19 protein-coding genes are annotated in these 19188 nt (G+C 70.6%); 12 read left to right on the top strand and 7 right to left on the bottom strand.

The genetic code is table 11. From position 1 onward, the window contains the following. The first annotated feature begins 3 nt into the window (after positions 1-3). A complete protein-coding gene (locus ACGFK0_RS16095) occupies positions 4-951 on the top strand; it encodes an ABC transporter ATP-binding protein (protein WP_392905378.1) in 948 nt (315 codons plus the stop codon). Continuing rightward, positions 948-1664: an ABC transporter permease gene (locus ACGFK0_RS16090; RefSeq protein WP_392905375.1), complete on the top strand. Its 717-nt coding sequence runs from the start codon at positions 948-950 to the stop codon at positions 1662-1664. The genes ACGFK0_RS16095 and ACGFK0_RS16090 overlap by 4 nt, the downstream gene beginning before the upstream one ends. A gap of 21 nt (positions 1665-1685) precedes the next feature. Here ACGFK0_RS16090 and ACGFK0_RS16085 read toward each other — a convergent pair whose 3' ends face one another. Together ACGFK0_RS16085 and ACGFK0_RS16080 are read right to left on the bottom strand one after the other, a co-directional pair. Beyond that, positions 1686-2564 (bottom strand): LLM class flavin-dependent oxidoreductase, encoded by an 879-nt coding sequence (locus ACGFK0_RS16085; RefSeq protein ID WP_392905372.1) that lies wholly within the window; start codon positions 2562-2564, stop codon positions 1686-1688. After that, positions 2549-3142, bottom strand: coding sequence for a YitT family protein (locus ACGFK0_RS16080; RefSeq protein ID WP_392905370.1), 594 nt, complete (start codon positions 3140-3142; stop codon positions 2549-2551). The genes ACGFK0_RS16085 and ACGFK0_RS16080 overlap by 16 nt, the downstream gene beginning before the upstream one ends. A 50-nt stretch (positions 3143-3192) precedes the next feature. Here ACGFK0_RS16080 and ACGFK0_RS16075 point away from each other — a divergent pair, with 50 nt between their 5' ends. After that, a complete protein-coding gene (locus ACGFK0_RS16075; protein ID WP_392905367.1) occupies positions 3193-3678 on the top strand; it encodes a MarR family winged helix-turn-helix transcriptional regulator in 486 nt (161 codons plus the stop codon). Positions 3679-3818: 140 nt separating this feature from the next. Next, complete coding sequence (locus ACGFK0_RS16070; protein ID WP_392905364.1) at positions 3819-5189, top strand: alkaline phosphatase PhoX; 1371 nt, start codon at positions 3819-3821, stop codon at positions 5187-5189. Positions 5190-5259: 70 nt separating this feature from the next. Here ACGFK0_RS16070 and coaA read toward each other — a convergent pair whose 3' ends face one another. Both coaA and ACGFK0_RS16060 read right to left on the bottom strand, forming a co-directional pair. After that, positions 5260-6204, bottom strand: a complete 945-nt coding sequence (gene coaA, locus ACGFK0_RS16065; RefSeq protein ID WP_392905361.1) for a type I pantothenate kinase — start codon at positions 6202-6204, stop codon at positions 5260-5262. A gap of 25 nt (positions 6205-6229) precedes the next feature. After that, positions 6230-7435 carry an RNA-guided endonuclease InsQ/TnpB family protein gene (locus tag ACGFK0_RS16060; RefSeq protein ID WP_392905359.1) on the bottom strand — a complete coding sequence of 402 codons (1206 nt, stop codon included), beginning with the start codon at positions 7433-7435 and terminating at the stop codon, positions 6230-6232. A 137-nt stretch (positions 7436-7572) separates the two neighbouring features. Here ACGFK0_RS16060 and glmS point away from each other — a divergent pair, with 137 nt between their 5' ends. From glmS to ACGFK0_RS16045, 3 genes are all read left to right on the top strand, one after another. After that, on the top strand, positions 7573-9417 hold the full coding sequence (gene glmS, locus ACGFK0_RS16055; protein WP_392905357.1) for a glutamine--fructose-6-phosphate transaminase (isomerizing): 1845 nt from the start codon (positions 7573-7575) through the stop codon (positions 9415-9417). Between the two features lie 101 nt (positions 9418-9518). Further along, positions 9519-10466: an ATP-binding cassette domain-containing protein gene (locus ACGFK0_RS16050; RefSeq protein ID WP_392905354.1), complete on the top strand. Its 948-nt coding sequence runs from the start codon at positions 9519-9521 to the stop codon at positions 10464-10466. A 7-nt stretch (positions 10467-10473) separates the two neighbouring features. Further along, entirely contained in the window at positions 10474-11463 is a 990-nt protein-coding gene (locus ACGFK0_RS16045; protein ID WP_392905352.1) for an ABC transporter permease, read from the top strand. 161 nt (positions 11464-11624) lie between these two features. On the opposite strand, the gene ACGFK0_RS16040 is transcribed toward ACGFK0_RS16045, so the two are convergent. The 3 genes from ACGFK0_RS16040 to ACGFK0_RS16030 all read right to left on the bottom strand — a co-directional run bounded on the left by ACGFK0_RS16040 (position 11625) and on the right by ACGFK0_RS16030 (position 13197). Then, the gene (locus ACGFK0_RS16040; protein ID WP_392905350.1) at positions 11625-11831 is read right to left on the bottom strand and encodes a DUF397 domain-containing protein; all 207 of its coding nucleotides are present in this window, start codon (positions 11829-11831) and stop codon (positions 11625-11627) included. 245 nt (positions 11832-12076) lie between these two features. Then, entirely contained in the window at positions 12077-12298 is a 222-nt protein-coding gene (locus tag ACGFK0_RS16035) for a DUF397 domain-containing protein (RefSeq protein ID WP_392905348.1), read from the bottom strand. Positions 12299-12336: 38 nt separating this feature from the next. Then, on the bottom strand, positions 12337-13197 hold the full coding sequence (locus ACGFK0_RS16030; RefSeq protein ID WP_392905346.1) for a helix-turn-helix domain-containing protein: 861 nt from the start codon (positions 13195-13197) through the stop codon (positions 12337-12339). A gap of 256 nt (positions 13198-13453) precedes the next feature. Between ACGFK0_RS16030 and ACGFK0_RS16025 the strand changes: the two genes are divergently transcribed. From ACGFK0_RS16025 to ACGFK0_RS16005, 5 genes are all read left to right on the top strand, one after another. Continuing rightward, the gene (locus ACGFK0_RS16025; protein WP_392905343.1) at positions 13454-14941 is read left to right on the top strand and encodes an NAD(P)H-hydrate dehydratase; all 1488 of its coding nucleotides are present in this window, start codon (positions 13454-13456) and stop codon (positions 14939-14941) included. A 245-nt stretch (positions 14942-15186) separates the two neighbouring features. Further along, a complete protein-coding gene (gene alr, locus ACGFK0_RS16020) occupies positions 15187-16311 on the top strand; it encodes an alanine racemase (protein WP_392905341.1) in 1125 nt (374 codons plus the stop codon). Positions 16312-16322: 11 nt separating this feature from the next. Further along, the gene (locus tag ACGFK0_RS16015; RefSeq protein WP_392905337.1) at positions 16323-17390 is read left to right on the top strand and encodes an alpha/beta fold hydrolase; all 1068 of its coding nucleotides are present in this window, start codon (positions 16323-16325) and stop codon (positions 17388-17390) included. 2 nt (positions 17391-17392) lie between these two features. Then, entirely contained in the window at positions 17393-17857 is a 465-nt protein-coding gene (gene tsaE / locus ACGFK0_RS16010) for a tRNA (adenosine(37)-N6)-threonylcarbamoyltransferase complex ATPase subunit type 1 TsaE (RefSeq protein ID WP_392905334.1), read from the top strand. A gap of 130 nt (positions 17858-17987) precedes the next feature. Then, positions 17988-19163 (top strand): hypothetical protein, encoded by a 1176-nt coding sequence (locus tag ACGFK0_RS16005; RefSeq protein WP_392905332.1) that lies wholly within the window; start codon positions 17988-17990, stop codon positions 19161-19163. Positions 19164-19188 lie beyond the last annotated feature (25 nt).

Genomic DNA, 19188 nt, shown 5'->3' with positions numbered 1-19188 from the left:
CCGATGGAGCGGAGCGAGCCGGGGGGTGTGGCGCGGCGTCCGAGTGAGCTGGTTCTGGAGAACGTGTCTCGCTGGTACGGCAACGTCGTCGCCGTCAACGGCGTCTCGATGAAGGTCGGGCCGGGCGTCACCGGGCTCCTCGGCCCGAACGGCGCGGGCAAGTCGACGCTCATCCACATGATGGGCGGGTTCCTCGCGGCGTCGTCCGGCACCGTCACGCTGGACGGGACGCCGATCTGGCAGAACCCGGGCGTCTACCGCAGCCTGGGCCTCGTCCCGGAGCGGGAGGCCGCCTACGACTTCCTCACCGGCGAGCAGTTCATCCTCGCGATGGCGAAGCTGCACAAGCTGCCCGACCCGTCCGCCGCCGCCCGCCGCGCGATCGGCCTGGTGGAGATGGACTACGCCGCCGGACGCCAGATCGGCAACTACTCCAAGGGCATGAAGCAGCGCATCAAGATGGCGTCCGCCCTGGTGCACGACCCGCCCGTCCTGCTGCTGGACGAGCCGTTCAACGGCATGGACCCGCGGCAGCGGCTCCAGCTGATGGACCTCATCCGCCGGATGGCCGACGAGGGCCGCACCATCCTGTTCTCCTCCCACATCCTGGAGGAGGTGGAGCGGCTCGCCAGCCACATCGAGGTGATCGTCGCCGGCCGGCACGCCGCGTCCGGCGACTTCCGCAAGATCCGCCGGCTGATGACCGACCGGCCGCACATATTCCTCGTCCGCTCGTCCGACGACCGCCGGCTCGCCGCCGCCATCATCGCGGACGGCTCGGCCCGCAGCGTGCAGCTCACCGACAAGGGCCTGCAGATCGAGGCCGTCGACTTCCAGCGTTTCACCTGGCTGCTCCCGCAGGTCTCCCGCGACGCGGACGTGCGCCTCTGGGAGGTCTCCCCGGCGGACGAGTCCCTCGAAAGCGTCTTCTCCTACCTGGTGGCACGATGAACCCGACCATCGCGGTGATCACGTTCCGGGCGATGCTCGGCCGCAAGCGGGCGCTGCTCCTGCTGGGCCTGCCGGTGCTCCTGCTGGTCCTGTCGGTCATCCTGCGCGCGACCGGCAACAACGACCTGGACCTCTCGGCGCACGTCCTGCAGAACTTCGGGCTCGCGACCCTGCTGCCCCTGCTCGCGCTGATCGCCGGGACGGGCGTGATCGGGCCGGAGATCGACGACGGCCAGATCATGTACGTGCTGACGAAGCCGATCCCGCGCGAGGTGGTCGTGCTGACCAAGCTGGTCGTCGCGATCGTCCTGGTGACGGTGTTCGCGGTCGTCCCGACGCTGCTGGCGGGTCTCGTCCTGATCGGCACGACCGCGCAGGTGACGCCCGCTTTCGCGATCGGCGTCCTGGCCGGCGGCGTCACCTACAGCGCGGTGTTCGTCGCCCTCGGCGTCATGAGCCGCAACGCCGTCACGATCGGTCTGCTGTACGCGCTGGTCTGGGAGACCCTCCTCGGCAGCTTCGCGCCGGGCGCCAAGTCGGCGTCCGTCCAGCAGTGGTCCTTGTCGCTCACCGACGCCCTCACGGACGCGTCGCCGGTGACGTCGACGGTCGGCCTGCCCCTGGCCGTCACGCTGCTGGCCCTGGTCGCCGTCGCCGCGACGCTCCTGGCGACCTTCCGCCTCCGCACCCTCCCCGTCGCCAGCGCCGACTGACGCCGGCGCGGGCGTGGGAGGTCACGCGGTCGGGGCCGTCGTCTCCTTGCGGAGTTCGGGGAGGACCTCTTGGGCGAGCCGCTCGGCCTGCTCGCCGGGCCCGGGACCGGTGGGCATGAAGTTGAACGTGGTGAAGCCCATGGCGGCGAAGCCGAGGAGCCTCTCGACGACGGCGTCGGGTGGGCCGCTCACCGTGCCGGGCTCGTCGCCGGCGTGCTCGCCGACGCGGACGCCGACGTTGTAGGCGCAGGTGATGTCGGCGGGGTCCCGGCCGGCGGCTTCGGCGGCGGCCAGGACGCGCTCTCGCATGGCCCTGGCCTTGTCGGGCGGGGCGAAGCCGAGGGACGGGATCCACCCGTCGGCCAGCCGTCCGGTGAGGTCGAGCGCCCTCGGCCCGAAGGTGCCGAGCCAGATCGGGATGCGGCGCCCGGGTTTGGGCTCCAGGTCGGCCGCGTCGGTGTGGTGCAGCCGGCCCCGGAAGGTGAAGGCCGGTTCGGACCACAGGCCGCGGGCGATGCGGACGGCCTCCTCAAGACCGTCGATCTTGTCCCGCGGGGTGGGGACGCGCATGCCGAAGGCGCGGAACTCGTCGTCGGAGTATCCGCCGCCGAGCCCGAGCACCAGCCGCCCGCCGGACAGCCGGTCGAGCGTCTCGGCCATCTTCGCGACCATGGCGGGGTTGCGGTAGGGGACGCCCAGGACGCGGGTGGCCACGCCGATCCTGGACGTCGCCGCGGCGATCCACGACAGCATCGTCCAGGTCTCCATGGTCGGGTGCGCGGTGCAGGGGTGATCCGAGGCGGACACGAAGTCGAAGCCGAGTTCCTCGGCTTTGCGGGCGTCGGCGGCCGGGTCGGCGCCGGGGGCGGCCGAGGTGGAGATGTTCAGGCCGTAGCGCATGGTCGTACCTCCAGTTTGGCGATGAAGAACTGGGCGAGGGGTCCGATGCTCACCGCGTAGAGGACGGTCCCGATTCCGACGGTGCCGCCGAGCAGCCAGCCGAGCACCAGGACGGTGGCCTCGATCGCGGTGCGCATGACCCGGATCGAGTGGCCGCGTGCGGCGAGGCCGGTCATGAGCCCGTCCCGCGGCCCGGGACCGAGGCCCGCGCCGATGTACAGGCCCGTCGCCGCGCCGTTGCCGACGATGGCGGTCACGAGGAACGCGACCCGCCAGCCGAGATGGTGCGGTTCGGCGACGGCCGCCAGGGTCGCGTCGACGGCGAGGCCCACGACGATCACGTTGCTGACCGTCCCGAGCCCGGGCCGCTGGCGCAGCGGGAACCACAGCAGCAGCACCAGGACGGCGGTGAGGTTGACGATCCAGCCGAGCGGCAGGCCGGTCCGTCCGGCGAGGCCCTGGTGGAGGACGTCCCACGGGTCGAGTCCCAGTCCGGCGCGGACCATCAGCCCGATGCTTACGCCGAAGAGGACGAGCCCGGCGTACAGGCCGCCCAGCCGCCGCCACTTATTTGACATGTCAAAAAAAATACGGAGGCGGTACATGACATGTCAAATAAGATGGCGCCATGGACGAACCGCGCTGGCTCACCCCCGCCGAAGACCGCGCCTGGCGCGGCTACCGGCGCCTGTCCCTGCTGCTCGACCGGCAGCTCGCCGGCGACCTGGCGGCCGACTCGGGCCTGTCGGAGGCCGACTACGACGTGCTGTCGAACCTCTCCGAGACGCCCGGCGCCCGGATGCGGCTGACCGACCTCGCCGCGCACATGCGCTGGTCGCCGAGCCGCCTGTCGCACCATGTGACCCGGATGCAGCGGCGCGGGCTGGTCGCCCGCGACACCAGTCCCGCCGACGGCCGCGCCGCGGTCATCGTCCTCACCGGCGAGGGCCGCCGGACGATCGAGGAGGCCGCACCTCGTCACGTGGCGTCCGTGCGGCGCCACCTCATCGACCTGCTGACCCCCGAGCAGGTGGACGCCCTCGCCGCCATGACCGACACGGTCGTCGCCCACCTCGTCGACGTGGAATCACAGCGATCGGGCCCGGTCTCATGACCGGAATCTGTGTCGATCCACGGACGCGGCCGGGGCGCTCCGGGTTCGGGGGGACTGTGCAGGTCTGCCATATGCCTGTGCTGTGACGCGTGTTACAACGGCCGTGGAAGGTCTTTGATCGTCCACCAGGGAGTGTGCTCATGTCGGTCTCGCGCCGCCGGGTCCTGGCCGGGACGGGTGCGGTGGGGGTGGGGATCGCCTTCACCGGCGCCGTCGAGGAACTGTTCGCCGGTGACGCGGCCGCCGCGCCGATCGGCGGCCGTGAGGGGTACGGGCCGCTGGTGCCCGACCCGAAGGGTGTGCTGGACCTGCCGCGCGGGTTCCGATACACCGTCCTGTCCCGCGAGGGGGAGCCGCTGCGTTCGGGGGAGGGGACGGTGCCGAGCAACTTCGACGGCATGGCCGCCTTCCCCGCGAGGGGACGCACCTGGCTCGTCCGCAACCATGAGAACCGCCCGGACGCCGAGCACCGGGTGCCGCCGGTCAAGGGCGTCACCTACGACCCGGGGGCCCTCGGCGGCTGCACCGCGCTGGAGGTCGGCCACGGCGGGCGGGTGCAGACCGAGCGGGTCGCGATCGCGGGGACGGCGGTGAACTGCGCGGGCGGCCCGACCCCATGGCACACCTGGCTGACCTGCGAGGAGAACGAGGACAAGGCGGGCACCGGGGACTTCACCAAGGACCACGGGTTCATCTTCGAGGTCGACCCGTACCGGCAGGGCCGCACCGTTCCCGAGCCGCTGACCGCGATGGGGCGGTTCCAGCACGAGGCGATCGCCGTCGACCCGCGCGACGGGACCGTGTACGAGACCGAGGACGCGTTCGACAGCCCATTCGGGCTGTTCTACCGGTTCCGGCCGAGGAGCCCTCGCGGCGGGTTCGGGAGCCTGCGGGCCGGCGGGCGGCTGGAGGCGATGCGCGTCCCCGGCGTCCCGGACCTGTCGGTGGTGCAGGAGCCCGGCACCGTGTTCCACCACGTCGGATGGGAGCGGGTGCCCGATCCGCTCGCGAAGGAGACCCCGATCCGGTTGCAGGACTTCGGGCGCGGCGGCGTCACGCACGCGCAGAAGCTGGAGGGCTGCTACTGGGGCGGCGACCGCGTCTACTTCGTGACGAGCTTCGCGCGTAAGGACGAGGGGTCGGGCGCCGATCACTTCGGGCAGGTGTGGTCGTACGAGCCGCGGAGCCGGCGGCTGACCCTCGTGATCGTGTTCGGCCCGGACACCGACGTGCAGATGCCGGGCGAGTCGCCCGACAACATCTGCCTCGCGCCGCACGGCGGGCTGATGGTGTGCGAGGACGGCGGCGGCGCGCAGCACGTGTACGGGGTGACCCGCCGCCGCGAGGTGTACGCCATGGCCCGGAACCGGCAGAACATCGGGACGGACGCCGAGCCCGAGTGGGGCGAGTTCGCGGGCGTCACGTTCTGCGGAGGCGGCCGGACGATGTACGTGAACGTCTACGATCCGGGCACGACGTTCGCGATCACCGGCCCCTGGAACCGCTACTGACCCCGCTCACTCGCGGCATGCCGGGGGTCATACGAACCGGACGGCACCGGCTCGCCGCGAGTCGCCGGGCTCAGATGCGCCGCAGGCGGACTCGCTGGACGGAGTGCTCCCTGTCCTTGTGCAGGACGATGGTGGCGCGGGCGCGGGTCGGCAGGATGTTGGAGACGAGGTTGATCTCGTTGACGTCCCGCCAGACGCGCTGCGCGAACGCGGCGGTCTCGTCCTCGTCCAGTTCGTGCGCGTACTTGTGGAAGTACGAGCGCGGGTCGGTGAACGCGGTGCGGCGCAGCGCGAACAGCCGGTCGATGTACCACTGCCGGATGTCCTCGACGCGGGCGTCCACGTAGATGGAGAAGTCGAAGAAGTCGGACACGCCGAGGCTGCCGGCGGGCGGCGCCTGCAGGACGTTCAGGCCCTCGACGATCAGGATGTCGGGACGCCGGACGGTCTGCGTCGCACCCGGGACGACGTCGTACTCCAGATGCGAGTACACCGGGATCGCGTGCTCGTCCGCGCCCGACTTGATGGCGGAGACGAACCGGACGAGGGAGCGGCGGTCGTAGGACTCGGGGAAGCCCTTGCGGTCCATGATGCCGCGCTCGGAGAGGATCGCGTTCGGGTACAGGAAGCTGTCGGTGGTGACCAGCTCCACCGTCGGATGCTCGGGCCAGCGGGCGAGCAGCGTGCGCAGCAGCCGGGACGTGGTGGACTTGCCGACCGCGACGCTGCCCGCGATCCCGATGATGAACGGGGTGGGCTGCACCTCGCCGCCGACGAAGCCGCTGACGGTGTCGCGCAGGCGCCCGTCCGACAGGAAGAACAGGTTCAGCAGCCGGGACAGCGGAAGGTAGACCTCCTCGACCTCGGTGATGTCGATCGGGTCCTTGAGCCCGCGCAGTGCCTCCAACTCACCGGGCGTGAGCGGCAGGGGCGTGTTCTCGCGCAGGCCGCGCCAGGCTTCACGGGAGAGTTCCACGTAGGGGCTCGGCACGCTGTCCCATCCGCCGCTCGTCATGACTGAAACATTGACTTCCTCCCCCTCATAAGAGGGGGATTCTCCCCCTCACGGGTGAGGTTTCCTGCTTCGCGGCCGATGGCCGAAGGGGGGTCCCTCGCGGTCTCACATCAGCTCCACAGGCCGACACGGCTTGACCAGCCGCCAGGATGTTCTTCGCGGCGTTGACATCCCGGTCGTGCCGGGTGCCGCAGGACGGGCATCGCCACGTCCGGGTTTCGCGAGAGAGCTCGGCGAGCAGGAATCCGCACGCCGAGCATGTCTTGGAGGACGGATACCAGCGATCGATCACGATCAGAGTCCGGCCGGCCCGTTGACTCTTGTAAGTGAGCTGGCGGCGGAACTCGCCCCATCCGCAGTCGGAGATGCACTTGGCCAGCGTGCGATTCTGGACCATCCCCCGCACGTTGAGGTCCTCAACCACGATCACGTCGTGGTCGCGGACGATCTGTGCTGAGGTGCGGTGCAGGAAGTCCTTGCGGGTATCACGAACCTTGCTGTGGGCACGGGCGACCTTGGTTTTGGCCTTGGCGCGGTTCGCCGATCCGTGCTGCTTACGGGCCATGCGCCGTTGGTAACGGGCAAGATTGCGTTCCCGCTTGGCCAGCGGGCGTGGGTTGGCGATCTTCTGGCCGGTCGACAGGACCGCGAACTCCCTTACTCCGAGATCGACCCCGACGGCGCTGCCGGTCCTCGGGAACGCTTCGGGTTCTGAGTCGGTCTCTATAGCGAAGCTGGCGTAGAAGCGGCCGTCGGGGTTGCGGGAGATCGTCACTGTGGTCGGAGCGAGGGTGGCCGGGTCCACATCGGGCCATGACCATACGAATTCCAAGGGAGCGTCCAGCATCTTGGCCAGATACAGCCGCCCCTCCCTCCAGCGGAACGCCGAGCGGGTGTAGGTCGCCGACTGGCGACCATGCCGTGACTTGTAGCGGGGGTAGCGAGCGCGCCCAGCGTAGAAGTTGACGAACGCGGTGTGTTGATGCCGCAGCCCCTGCTGCAATGGCACGGACGACACTTCCGTCAGGAATGTCAGCCCGGGATCGCGTTTGAGGTCGGTCAGATACCGATCGGACTCAGGGTAGGACGTGGAAACACCTTCTGTGTGGTAGCGGCCATGCCGCCAGGCCAGCACCCTGTTCCACACTAGGCGCACACAGCCGAAGGTGCGGTTCAGGGCTGCAGCCTGATCCGGAGTGGGGTAGACCCGTACCTTGTACGCCGTGCGCATGACCGAAACCTTACATGACCGAACCATGATCGGTAAGTGGTTCGCTTCCTCGGTCCCCCTCGGGCGTGCGGGCTGTGCCATCGTCTACGGCCCCTTGTAGGTAGGTCCTGGGGAGGACACCGAATAGAGTTGCCGCCATGTGCGGAATCGTGGGGTACGTAGGCGGCCGGCCGGCGTTGGACGTGGTCGTGGAGGGGTTGGCGCGGCTGGAGTACCGCGGCTACGACTCGGCCGGGGTGGCCGTGCTGGCCGACGGGAAGCTGGCGACGGCCAAGCGCGCGGGCAAGCTCGTGAACCTCCGGGGCGCCCTGGAGGAGGAGCCGCCGCCCGCCGGGACACTCGGCATGGGGCACACGCGGTGGGCGACGCATGGCGCGCCGAACGACCGGAACGCGCATCCGCACGTCGACTGCACCGGGTCCGTCGCGGTGATCCACAACGGGATCATCGAGAACTTCGCCGAGCTGCGGGCGGAGCTGCAGGAGGCCGGGCACGGGCTCGTCTCCGACACCGACACCGAGGCGGTCGCGCACCTGCTGGAGGACGAGCTGAAGGCGGGCGGCGACCTCGCCGAGGCGATGCGCCGCGTCTGCCGCCGGCTGGAGGGCGCGTTCACGCTCGTCGCGGTGCACACCGGCGACGCCGACCTCGTGGTGGGCGCCCGCCGGAACTCCCCGCTGGTCGTCGGGGTCGGCGACGGCGAGAACTTCCTCGCCAGCGACGTCGCGGCGTTCATCGCGCACACCCGGGACGCGATCGAGCTCGGCCAGGACCAGGTCGTCGAGCTGCGCGCCGGCGGGGTGACCGTCACCGACTTCGAAGGACGTCCCGCCGAGGTGAAGGAGTACCACGTCGACTGGGACGTGTCGGCCGCGGAAAAGGGCGGCTACGACTACTTCATGCTCAAGGAGATCGCCGAGCAGCCGCGGGCCGTCGCGGACACCCTGCTCGGCCGGATCGGCACCGACGGCCGGCTCCACCTGGACGAGATGCGCATCCCCGACCGGGAGCTGCGCGAGGTCGACAAGATCATCATCGTGGCGTGCGGGACGTCCTACCACGCCGGGCTCATCGCCAAGTACGCGATCGAGCACTGGGCGGGGCTGCCCTGCGAGGTGGAGCTCGCCAGCGAGTTCCGCTACCGGGACCCGATCCTGTCCCCGACGACGCTGGTCATCGCGATCTCCCAGTCGGGGGAGACGATGGACGCGCTGATGGCCGTCCGGCACGCGCGGGAGCAGAAGGCCAAGCTCCTCGGCATCTGCAACGTCAACGGCTCGACGCTGCCGCGCGAATGCGACGGCGTCCTGTACACGCACGCCGGGCCGGAGATCGCGGTCGCGTCGACGAAGGCGTTCCTCACCCAGCTCGTCGCCGTCTACCTCATCGCGCTCTACATCGCGCAGGTGCGCGGCACCAAGTGGGGGGACGAGGTGTTCGCCATGGTGCAGCTCCTGGAGCGGATGCCGGAGAAGGTGGAGAAGGTCCTGGAGACGATGGGGCCGGTCCGCGAGCTGGCCCGGTCGCTGTCGGACGAGCATTGCGTGCTGTTCCTCGGCCGGCACGTGGGCTTCCCCGTCGCGCTCGAAGGCGCGCTGAAGCTGAAGGAACTCGCGTACATGCACGCCGAGGGCTTCGCCGCCGGGGAACTGAAGCACGGCCCGATCGCGCTCATCGAGGAGGGCCTGCCGGTGGTGGTCGTCGTGCCGCCGCGCGCGCGGGAGGTCCTGCACGACAAGATCGTGTCGAACATCCAGGAGATCCGGGCGCGGGGCGCCCGCACCATCGTGATCGCGGAGGAGGGCGACGAGTCGGTCAAGCCGTACGCCGACACGCTGATCAGCGTGCCCGCCGTTCCGACGCTGCTCCAGCCGCTGGTCACGACCGTCCCGCTGCAGGTGTTCGCGTGCGAACTGGCCACCGCGAAGGGCCATGACGTCGACCAGCCCCGCAACCTCGCCAAGTCCGTGACGGTCGAGTAGCCGCCCGGCTTCACCTGCGTCGTCCGGGTCGTCCCGGAACCTCCCGGCGGTGGGGCGCGTCCCAAGAAAATCGGGATCGGCCCCGCGTCGGGAGGTGACGGGTGTCAGGACACGACGATCTCGGGATCGAGGCACGCGGGGTGGTGCGGGACTTCGGGCCCGTGCAGGCCCTGCGCGGCCTCGACCTCACCGTCCCGTACGGGCAGGTCACGGCGCTTGTCGGGCCGAACGGCGCGGGCAAGACGACGCTTCTGCTCATCCTCGCGACGCTGCTGGCGCCCGACCGGGGCACCGTGCGGATCGCGGGGCATGACGCGCTCACCGAGCCCGGCAGGGCCCGCGACGCGCTCGGCTGGATGCCGGACACGTTCGGCGTGTACGACCAGCTCACCGTGGACGAGTATCTGGCGTTCTTCGCCGACGCCTACGGGCTGCCGAAGGCGGAGCGTCTCCGGCGGCTCAGGGCGCTGCTCAGCCTCGTCCACTTGGACGACCGCCTCGGGCAGCCCGTCCACGCCCTGTCGCGCGGGCAGAAGCAGCGGCTCGGGCTGGCGCGCGCCCTCGTGCACCAGCCCCGGGTCCTGCTGCTGGACGAGCCCGCGTCCGGCCTCGACCCGCGCTCGCGCATCGAGCTGCGCGACCTGCTGCGGTCGCTAGCGGCGGACGGGGTCGCGGTGCTGGTGTCGAGCCACATCCTCAGCGAGCTGGAGGAGATCGCCGACCGGGTCGTCCTGGTCGACCACGGCCGGACGGCGGGGGACCACGCCATGGCGGACCTCGCCGGCATGGCGGCCCGCGTCCGCTGGCGGATCCGCTCGCTCGCCCCGGGCCTGCTCGCCGACGCGCTGACCCGGACCCTCGGCGGGCGGACGGACCTGGAACCCCTCAGCGACCTGCCGGGCGGCGCCGAGGTCGGCCCGCTCACCGAGACCGAGGCGGCCGGGCTGCTGGCCGACCTGGTCGCCGCGGACGTGCCCGTCACCGGCCTGGCACCCGCGGGCAGCGCACTCGAATCGGCCTACCTGGCGATGACCGGCAACCGGAGGTGAACCCGCCATGACCGCGCGCGGAATCGGCCTGGTGGCACGGCAGGAGATCAGGACCCGGCTGCGGACGGGCCGCTGGAAGACGCTGCTGGCCATCTGGTTCGTCACCGTCAACGGGCTCGGGCTGCTGCTGCGGCTGGCGCTGGAGGCCGATGACACGTCGAGGGAGTTCGGCGAGCCGGGCGTTCCGATGTTCGGCAGCGTCCTGTTCGGCGTGCTCGTGCTGACGCTGCTGATCACCCCCGCGCTCAGCGGCCAGTCGATCAACGGGGACCGGGAGCGCGGGACGCTCGCCACGCTGCAGGTCACCCGGCTCACGCCCTGGGAGATCGCGCTCGGCAAGCTCGCCGCCGCGTGGGGGACGGGCCTGGTCACGCTGCTGCTGACGCTGCCGTGCGTGCTGTGGCCGGTGGCCGAGGGCGCGGTCGGCGTGGGGCGCGCCCTGGTCGTCCTCACCGTCATGGCCCTGCTCATCGGCGTGGTCTGCGCGGTGTCGCAGGCGTGGTCGGCGCTGCTGGCGCGGAGCATCACCTCGGTGCTGATGTCGTACCTGACGGTCTTCGGGCTGCTGGCGGGCACGCCGCTGCTGTTCATGATCGCGGTTCCGGTCACCGCGGAGCACCGCCGGGTGGAGTCCGCGTACGGCGTCCACGGGGAGACGATCGAGCACACCGAGCGCGTCTGGTGGCTGCTCGCGCCCAACCCCGTGGTCGTCCTGGCCGACGCGGCGCCGAGGCTGCCCGAGCGCGAGATCATCGCCGGCGACGTGAGGTACATGCGGTCGCCGTCGAACGATCCGCTCGGCGGGCTCAGCCGCGAGGTGCGCGACATCCGCGAAGGGGACGGCGGCCACCACGGATCCGACCGGGGCGAGGGCGGTTCCGTCTGGCAGTACGGGCTGCTGTTCGACCTGTTTCTCGCCGCCGGTGCTATCTGCCTGACGGCCACCCGGCTGCGCACGCCCCTTTACCGCGTTCCGAAGGGCGTCCGCGTGGCCTGAAACCGGGCCGGTACGATCACGAAGACAAAATAGCCCGGCAGCACCGCGACCGACGTGAAAATGTTCAGCGCCAACCGCGGCCGAACGCATTTATCGACACTGCGTGCAATTCTCCGATTGAGCTGGAATTCTCAGTCGAAGTGAAACTTGCAGAGACGCTTTCAGGGGCGGTCGAAACGGCCCGCCCTGATGTGCTCGGTGAACCTGCGCCATTCATCGAGGCCGAACGCGAGGCGAGTGGCGGTGTCCTCGGTGTCCCGCACGGATATCGCCTCGTCGTCCAGTCGTGCGACCTCGACGCAGCCGTTGCTGGCGCATCGGGAGCTCCTTCTCCATCGGGCGGGCAGTGTCCCATGGACCAAACTCATGCCGGCTCCTGCCTTGAAAGTTGCATTGCTCTCGGCCGCGCTGCCGGTGCCAGACACAAGGTAACAAGATCGCAAAAAACTCCTGATCACCTGCGGTCAGTACGGTGCGCGGGTGACAGGAGTGACGAGGTAGAAGCAGAGTTTCGGCTGGGGGAGCAACGAGCCGAGTCCGGCGTGGACCCGGCTCGTCCACCGCGGCGCCCTACCGTGCCCTCAGCGGGCGGCGGCCGGGCTCTGGCCGCGTCTCATCGGCGCAAATCGAATTCGCCCTTCTTGGCTCGTCCGACGAACTCCTGCCACTCTCCCTGGGAGAACGACAGGACCGGGCTCTGCGTGCCGTGCTTGGCGTCACGCGCCCCAATGGAATGGGACGAACCGTCCAGTGTGGCGACTTCGACGCACGTGTTACTCGCCCCGCAGTGGGCGCTTCTCCTCCATTGCGGAGCAGGAGTGGCGAAAGGGGACACTCGGTGCCTTTCACAAGGATTGAGCCCCTTTGCGGGCCTCACCAGGCGTCTCTGGCCTCGGTGATGCGTCGCCGTGATTCGGAGGCGTCCAAGGCCTGAGTGGCCAAGCTTGTATAGGCGAGCCTGTACATATACGTAACAGTCTCATCCGCAAAGTGGCTGATTGTCAGGGATTCGGTGTGCACGATATCAGGGAAAACGATGTCGTGCACCGGTGAGAATTCCAGCAGGATAAACGACTCCGCCAACACCGAGTGTGTCACGTCCAAAGGCAGGATCTGTACCTTCACATGCGGAAGCTCGGTCATCCGGCACAGATGTTCAAGCTGCTCGCGCATCACCTTCTGGTCCCCGATCCGGCGCTTGAGAACCGCCTCGTCGAGAACGACCGACAGTTCCAGCGGATGGGCCCGGTGCAACAGGTCCCGCCGCCGCATTCGCACGTCCAGCCGGCGTTCGAGTTCCTGTGGCGGCAGGGTCGCGAGGTCGCTCCAGCCACCGATCACGTGCCGCGCGTAACTCTCGGTCTGCAGCAGGCCGGGGAAGACGGTGCTGCCCCATTCCCTGACGGCCGTGGCCTCGGACTCCAGCGCGATGAAGTCGGCGAGTTCGCTCGGCAGGTCGCGGTATTCCTCCCACCATCCCCGTTGGGCGGCGTCGTGCGCCAGGGAGACGAGGTCGTCGCGGCGGGCATCGTCGATCTCGTACAGGTCGAGGAGACGTCGCACGTCGCTGATCTTCGCGCCGGTCCGCGCGTTCTCGATCCGGCTGACCTTGGCGGTCGACCAGGTCAGCCGATCGGCGACCTCGTCTCCCGTGAGCCCCTTCCGCTCGCGCAGTCTCCGAAGTTCGGCCGCCAGCCGCCGTTGCCGGACGGAGGGACCTCGGGAAGTGCTCATTGATCGGGCCTCTCCAGTCCCGGCGGACTGATCTGGGCGCATTCTGCCGCACCGGAGTGCCGCAGTGCGAATACATCGGACCGGATGAGGAAGATTCTACGGCCGATGGTTCTCTCCCGCACATGACACCGAAACTTGCAGTGCAACGTACAAATGCCACTCGCGCGGGTCCGTCACCCTGCGAGAACGGGGAAGCGGGATTGCGGAGAGCCTCCGCGTGGCACGCTACGTGTGTGATCGACTTGGGGAGCCGCGGATGAGGTACGCGCACGAGGTCGGCAAGGTACGGACGGCCGAGCAGGCCCTGATGGCCCGGCTCCCCGCCGGTGCCCTGATGCAGCGCGCCGCCGCCGGCCTCGCGTCCGTCTGCACCCGGCTCCTGCCCGCCGTGTACGGGGCACGCGTCGTCCTGCTCGTCGGCGGCGGCGACAACGGCGGCGACGCCCTCTACGCCGGGGCCCGCCTCGCCCGGCGCGGCTCCCGCGTGCAGGTCGTCCAGGCCGGCTCCAAGATCCACCCCGGCGGTCTCGCGGCCCTGCGCGCCGCCGGCGGCCGCGTCCTGCCCGGCGGCGAGGCCGCCGCCATCGACGACGCCGACCTGATCATCGACGGGCTGACCGGAATCGGCGGGACGGGCGGCCTCCGCGAACCCCACGCCCGGTACGCCGCGCTGGCCTCCGCGTCGACCGGCCTCGTCGTCGCCTGCGACGTCCCGAGCGGCGTGGACGCGAGCACCGGCCGCGTCGACGGAGCCGCCGTCCACGCCGACGTGACCGTCACCTTCGGGACGCACAAGCCGGGCCTCCTGATCGACCCGGGCGCGTCCCACTGCGGTGTGGTCGAACTGGTCGACATCGGACTCGGCCCCGACCTCCCCGACCCCGACGTCGTCGCCGCCCGCCCGGACGACGTCCAGCCGCCCGAGCCCGGCTCCGAGTCCGACAAGTACCGCCGCGGCGTCGTCGGCGTCCTCGCCGGCGGCGACGAGTTCACCGGAGCCGCCGTCCTCACCACGGGCGGCGCCGTCCGCGGCGGCGCCGGCATGGTCCGCTTCGCCTCCGTCGCCCACCCGGTCGAACTCGTCCGGCACCGCTGGCCCGAGGCCGTCACCACGGTCATCGAGCCGGGCTCCGGCGGTCCCGCGATCCTCGACCGCGTCGGCCGTGTCCAGGCGTGGGTCGTCGGCCCCGGCCTCGGCACCGGCGACGCCGGCGAGTCGCTCCTGGAGGCCGTCCTCACCACCGAGCTGCCCGCGCTCGTGGACGCCGACGGCCTCACCGTCCTGTCCCGCCGCCGCGACCTGCTGCGCCGCGCCGCCCCGACCGTCCTCACGCCCCACGCAGGTGAGCTGTCGCGCCTCATCGGCGCCCGCCGCGAGGACATCGAAGCCAGGCGCCTCGAACACGTCCGCCGCGCCGCCGCCGAACTGTCCGCCACCGTCCTGCTCAAGGGCTCCACGACCCTGGTCGCCGAGCAGGACCGTCCCGTCCGAGTCAACCCGACCGGCACCCCGCGCCTGGCCACCGCCGGCACGGGCGACGTCCTGTCCGGCCTCATCGGCGCCCTCCTCGCCGGCGGAATGCCCGCCATCGACGCCGCCGCCGCCGGCGCCTACCTCCACGGCCTCGCCGCCCGCCTCGCCGCCGCCCCCGACCCCGGCCCCGATTCCCCCATCAGCGCCCACGACGTGATCACCGCCCTCCCCGTGGCCTTCCGCAACCTCAACCAGGGCGTCGAGTCCTAGAGACCTCTCGGCGAACGGCTTTGCCGGAATTGACCACTGCCCTTACGCTTTCCGGCCGTCGCGATCGTGCGTACGGACCGCCGACCTCGGCCACCGCCGCAACCCCGCGACAACCTGGACCGCCGCGATCGCGTCCGAAGGCAGGTTTCGAGCGTGCGAGAAACCTGATCGCGCAGCGAGCCGCCAAGGCGAGTTCGGAGCGATGCAGCGATCGCACTGCAAATAAACACGGCAGACTGGTGACCATGAGGGTTCCGGCGGAGGCGCGAATCGATCTCGGTGCCATTGGCGACAACATCGGGCTGCTGCGTGAGCGCGCGGGGGGCGCCGAGGTCATGGCCATGGTGAAGGCCGAGGCGTACGGGCACGGGCTGGTCGAGGCGGCCCGCGCCGCGCTCGCCGGCGGAGCCTCGTGGCTGGGCGTCGCGAAGCTGGCCGAGGCGCTGCGGCTGCGGGACGCGGGTCTCACCGTCCGGACGCTGGTGTGTCTCGGGGTGCCCGGTGAGCCGTACGGGGACGCCGTCGCCAGGGACGTCGACCTCACCGTGGGCGCGGTGTGGCTGCTCGACGAGGTCGTGCGGGCGGCGGAGCGGGCGGGGCGCCCGGCACGGATTCACCTCAAGGCCGACACGGGCATGTCCCGCGGCGGGGTGCGGGGCCGGGACTGGGAGGCGCTGGTCGACGCGGCGCTGAAGGCCGAGTCGGCGGGGCGGGTGCGGGTGGCCGGGGTCATGTCGCACTTCGCCTGCGCGGACGAGCCGGGCCATCCGTCGGTGGCGGCGCAGATCGGCGCGTTCACCGAGATGGCCGGGTACGCGGAGAAGGCGGGGGCACGGTTCGAGGTACGGCACCTGTCGAACTCGGCGGCCACGCTGACGTCGCCCGAGGCCCGGTTCGACCTCGTCCGGCCGGGGATCGCCGCCTATGGGCTGACGCCGGTGCCGTCGCTCGGCACGTTCGGGCTGCGTCCCGCGATGACGCTCGTGGCGGACGCGGCGCTGGTCAAGCGGGTCCCGGCAGGCAGCGGAGTGTCATACGGTCACACGTACCACACCGAACGGGACACGACCCTCGCCGTGGTGCCCGCCGGGTACGGGGACGGGATCCCCCGGCACGGGTCCAACCTGCTGCAGGTGCTCGCGGGCGGGCGGCGCCGGACGATCGCCGGGCGGGTCTGCATGGACCAGTTCGTCATCGACCTCGGCGACGACCGGCTCTCGGCGGGCGACGAGATCGTCCTGTTCGGGCCGGGCGATCGTGGTGAGCCGACCGCGCAGGAGTGGGCGGACGCACTGGGAACGATTTCCTATGAGATCGTCACCCGCATCGGGTCCCGGGTACCGAGGGCGTACCCGGGAGGGGCGCTGTAGGGGGCGCGTGTATGGACAGCAGAAGCAGGCGCAGGCTCGGCGTCGCCGGTGCCGTCGCGGGCGCCGGGGTCGGCGCGGCCGTCGGCGTGCGGCACGCCGTCGTCGGCCGGGTACGGCTGCGGCCGGATCCGGACGCCGGCGAGCCCTTCGGCGAGCTGCGCGGCCGGGAGCTGACCGTGCAGTCCGACGACGGCCTCCTCCTGCACGTCGAGGTGGACGGCCCGGACGACGCCGACCTCACCATCGTGTTCTGCCATGGCTACACCCTCAACCAGGACGCCTGGCACTATCAGCGCCGTGACCTGCAGGGATCCCTGCGGATGGTGTTCTGGGACCAGCGCAGCCACGGCCGTTCGGGACGCAGCGAGCCCACGCACGCGACGATCGAGCAGACCGGCGACGACCTGCACGCCGTGCTGAAGGCGACGGTTCACCCGGACCGGCCCGTCATCCTCGTCGGGCACTCGATGGGCGGCATGTCGATCATGGCGCTGGCGGACCGGCATCCGGAGCTGTTCGACCGGCAGGTCGTCGGGGTCGCGCTGATCAACACGTCCTGCGGTGACCTGGCGGAGATGACGCTGGGGTTGCCGCTGGTGCTGGCCAAGGTCGTGAGGCCGCTGGCCCCCCGGACGCTGCGCGGCCTCGGCCGCCGCGCCGAGCTGGTGGAACGGGCCCGCGGGCTGGGCGCCGACCTGGCGTTCGTCGTGACGCGGAAGATGGCGTTCGCCGACAAGCACGTGAGCCCCACCGTGGTCGACTTCCTGGAACAGATGATCAGGGCGACGCCCATCGATGTGATCGCCGAGTTCTACCCGGAGCTGATGGCGCACGACAAGGTCGCCTGCCTTGAGGTCCTCGGCAACGTGCCGACGCTGGTGCTCTGCGGCGGGGAGGACAGGCTGACCCCCGCCGAACACGGCCGCCGCATCGCCGACGCGCTGCCGGACGCGGAGATGGTCGAGGTGGAGGAGGCCGGGCACGTGCTGCCGCTGGAGTACCCGGGCGTGGTCACCGGCGGGCTGCGCCGGCTGGTCGAGCGCGTCCGGCCGAGGTACAAGAAGGAGCGCACCGCGTGAATGTGATTTCGCTCACTGTTTCCACGGCTGAGGACATGCGTGAGCTGGGCGTACGTCTTGCCGGCGTGCTCCGTCCCGGTGACCTGCTCGTGATGACGGGGCACCTGGGCGCGGGCAAGACGACGCTGGCGCAGGGCGTCGGCGAGGGCCTGAAGGTGCGCGGGCCGATCACTTCGCCCACGTTCGTGATCGCGCGCGTGCATCCCTCGCTGGCCGGCGGGCCGCCGCTGGTGCACGTGGACGCCTACCGGCTCGGCGGTTTCGCGGAGCTGGACGACCTCGATCTTGATGCGTCCCTCGACGAATCGGTGACGATCGTGGAATGGGGGGAAGGGCTCGCGGAGGGGCTCGCCGAGGACCGGCTGGATGTGATCATTTCGCGTGGGGACGGGCCCGGCGAGGAACGTGAAGTAAGGATCGTCGGCATCGGTCATCGCTGGTCCGACCTGGAACTTGGCGCTAGATGACTGGGTCCGAACAACTTCTGCGTTTTTTGTAACTTGGGGTGGTCCACTTTACGGCTGCATGTCGTACTCTTTGCCGGAACGAGCCTCACCTTCACGACTTATTGATTTCCGCAAGCAGGAGTGGGATCCGGTGAGTGGTAGCCATCGCAGCGGTAGTCACCGCGACAGCTACCGCGGTTCGGACGGTGGCCAGGACGGCGGTTACCGGCAGGACGGCGGTGTATACGGCGCGGGTGGCGACGAGTACGCGCCGTACCCGGGCCAGGAGCCCCGCGGTTCCTCGGGAACCGGCGGGTACGAGTCCGGCAGGTATCAGTCCGGCGCGTACGAGTCAGGCGCGTACCAGTCCGGTGCCTACGAGTCGGGTGGTTACGAGTCCGGTGGCCGCTATGGCGCCGGCCGATCGGGTAGCGGTCCCTACCAGAGGGAGACCGGCCCGTACCAGACCGGGAGCGGCCAGTACGGCCGGGACACCGGCGGGTACCGGAGTGACACCGGCGGGTACCGCAGCGACACCGGCGGATTCCGAAGCGACACGGGCGGCTACCGGACGGGCAGCGGTTCCTACCGGTCCGCCAGCGGCGGATACCGGACCGGCAGCCACCGCGTCGTGCGCGATCGCCGCACCGGCAGGCGCTGGGCCGTCGTCTTCGGCGGCATCGGCGCCGCGATCGCCGTCTGCGTCCTCGCCGCGTTCGTCGTCCTGAGCGGCGTCGGCGCGAGCGGCGACGACGACGGCGGCCAGGTCGTCGGCAGCGGCGCCACCGAGAGCTCGCCGATGTCCAAGGGCGAGCGCTCCGCCGTCCCCGACTCCTGCACGATCATCGGCCAGGACGTCATCGACCGGCTGGCGCCCGACTCCGAGCGCAACGAGGCCGACAACTACCAGAGCAGCGACCGGCAGAACCAGTGCGTCTGGGGTGCCTACGCGGGCGACAACAAGCGTCAGCTCACCGTCGAGCTCCGCGCGATCGCCGCCGAGGGCGGCCAGACGGCCACCGACACCGCCGGCGCCAAGTTCGGCTCCGAACGCTCCGCCGACGAGTCCGGCAAGGCCCTTCTGCCCGGCCAGGAGCTCAAGGAGAAGATCCGCCTCGACGATGTCGGCGACGACGCCTACGTCGTCTACAGCGTCGACGACGGGCAGGGGGCCGGCGAGGCGATCGGCAACGTCCGCGCGGGCAACGTCCTCATCACCATCCACTACTCCGGCTCCAACGACGGCGACCCGCTCTCCTGGGACGACGCCAAGAACGGAGCCGTCGAAGTGGCCAAGACCGTGATCCAGGCCCTCAACCAGTCCTGATCCGGCGGAGCCGCCCGTCCCGGCC

This window comes from Spirillospora sp. NPDC048823 (assembly GCF_043198445.1).
Taxonomy (GTDB): Bacteria; Actinomycetota; Actinomycetes; order Streptosporangiales; family Streptosporangiaceae; genus Spirillospora.
The sequence above is the reverse complement of the archived record's forward strand: the minus strand, read 5'-3'. Positions and strand labels throughout refer to the sequence as shown.

Coding starts and splice junctions, on each gene's coding strand:
- coaA (WP_392905361.1), bottom strand. CDS start 6,204: ATGACGAGCGGCGGATGGGACAGCGTGCCGAGCCCCTACGTGGAACTC.
- ACGFK0_RS16075 (WP_392905367.1), top strand. CDS start 3,193: ATGGACGAACCGCGCTGGCTCACCCCCGCCGAAGACCGCGCCTGGCGC.
- ACGFK0_RS16095 (WP_392905378.1), top strand. CDS start 4: ATGGAGCGGAGCGAGCCGGGGGGTGTGGCGCGGCGTCCGAGTGAGCTG.
- ACGFK0_RS16045 (WP_392905352.1), top strand. CDS start 10,474: ATGACCGCGCGCGGAATCGGCCTGGTGGCACGGCAGGAGATCAGGACC.
- ACGFK0_RS16030 (WP_392905346.1), bottom strand. CDS start 13,197: ATGAGCACTTCCCGAGGTCCCTCCGTCCGGCAACGGCGGCTGGCGGCC.
- ACGFK0_RS16060 (WP_392905359.1), bottom strand. CDS start 7,435: ATGCGCACGGCGTACAAGGTACGGGTCTACCCCACTCCGGATCAGGCT.
- ACGFK0_RS16070 (WP_392905364.1), top strand. CDS start 3,819: ATGTCGGTCTCGCGCCGCCGGGTCCTGGCCGGGACGGGTGCGGTGGGG.
- ACGFK0_RS16015 (WP_392905337.1), top strand. CDS start 16,323: ATGGACAGCAGAAGCAGGCGCAGGCTCGGCGTCGCCGGTGCCGTCGCG.
- alr (WP_392905341.1), top strand. CDS start 15,187: ATGAGGGTTCCGGCGGAGGCGCGAATCGATCTCGGTGCCATTGGCGAC.
- ACGFK0_RS16090 (WP_392905375.1), top strand. CDS start 948: ATGAACCCGACCATCGCGGTGATCACGTTCCGGGCGATGCTCGGCCGC.
- ACGFK0_RS16025 (WP_392905343.1), top strand. CDS start 13,454: ATGAGGTACGCGCACGAGGTCGGCAAGGTACGGACGGCCGAGCAGGCC.
- ACGFK0_RS16040 (WP_392905350.1), bottom strand. CDS start 11,831: ATGAGTTTGGTCCATGGGACACTGCCCGCCCGATGGAGAAGGAGCTCC.
- ACGFK0_RS16085 (WP_392905372.1), bottom strand. CDS start 2,564: ATGCGCTACGGCCTGAACATCTCCACCTCGGCCGCCCCCGGCGCCGAC.
- glmS (WP_392905357.1), top strand. CDS start 7,573: ATGTGCGGAATCGTGGGGTACGTAGGCGGCCGGCCGGCGTTGGACGTG.
- ACGFK0_RS16080 (WP_392905370.1), bottom strand. CDS start 3,142: ATGTCAAATAAGTGGCGGCGGCTGGGCGGCCTGTACGCCGGGCTCGTC.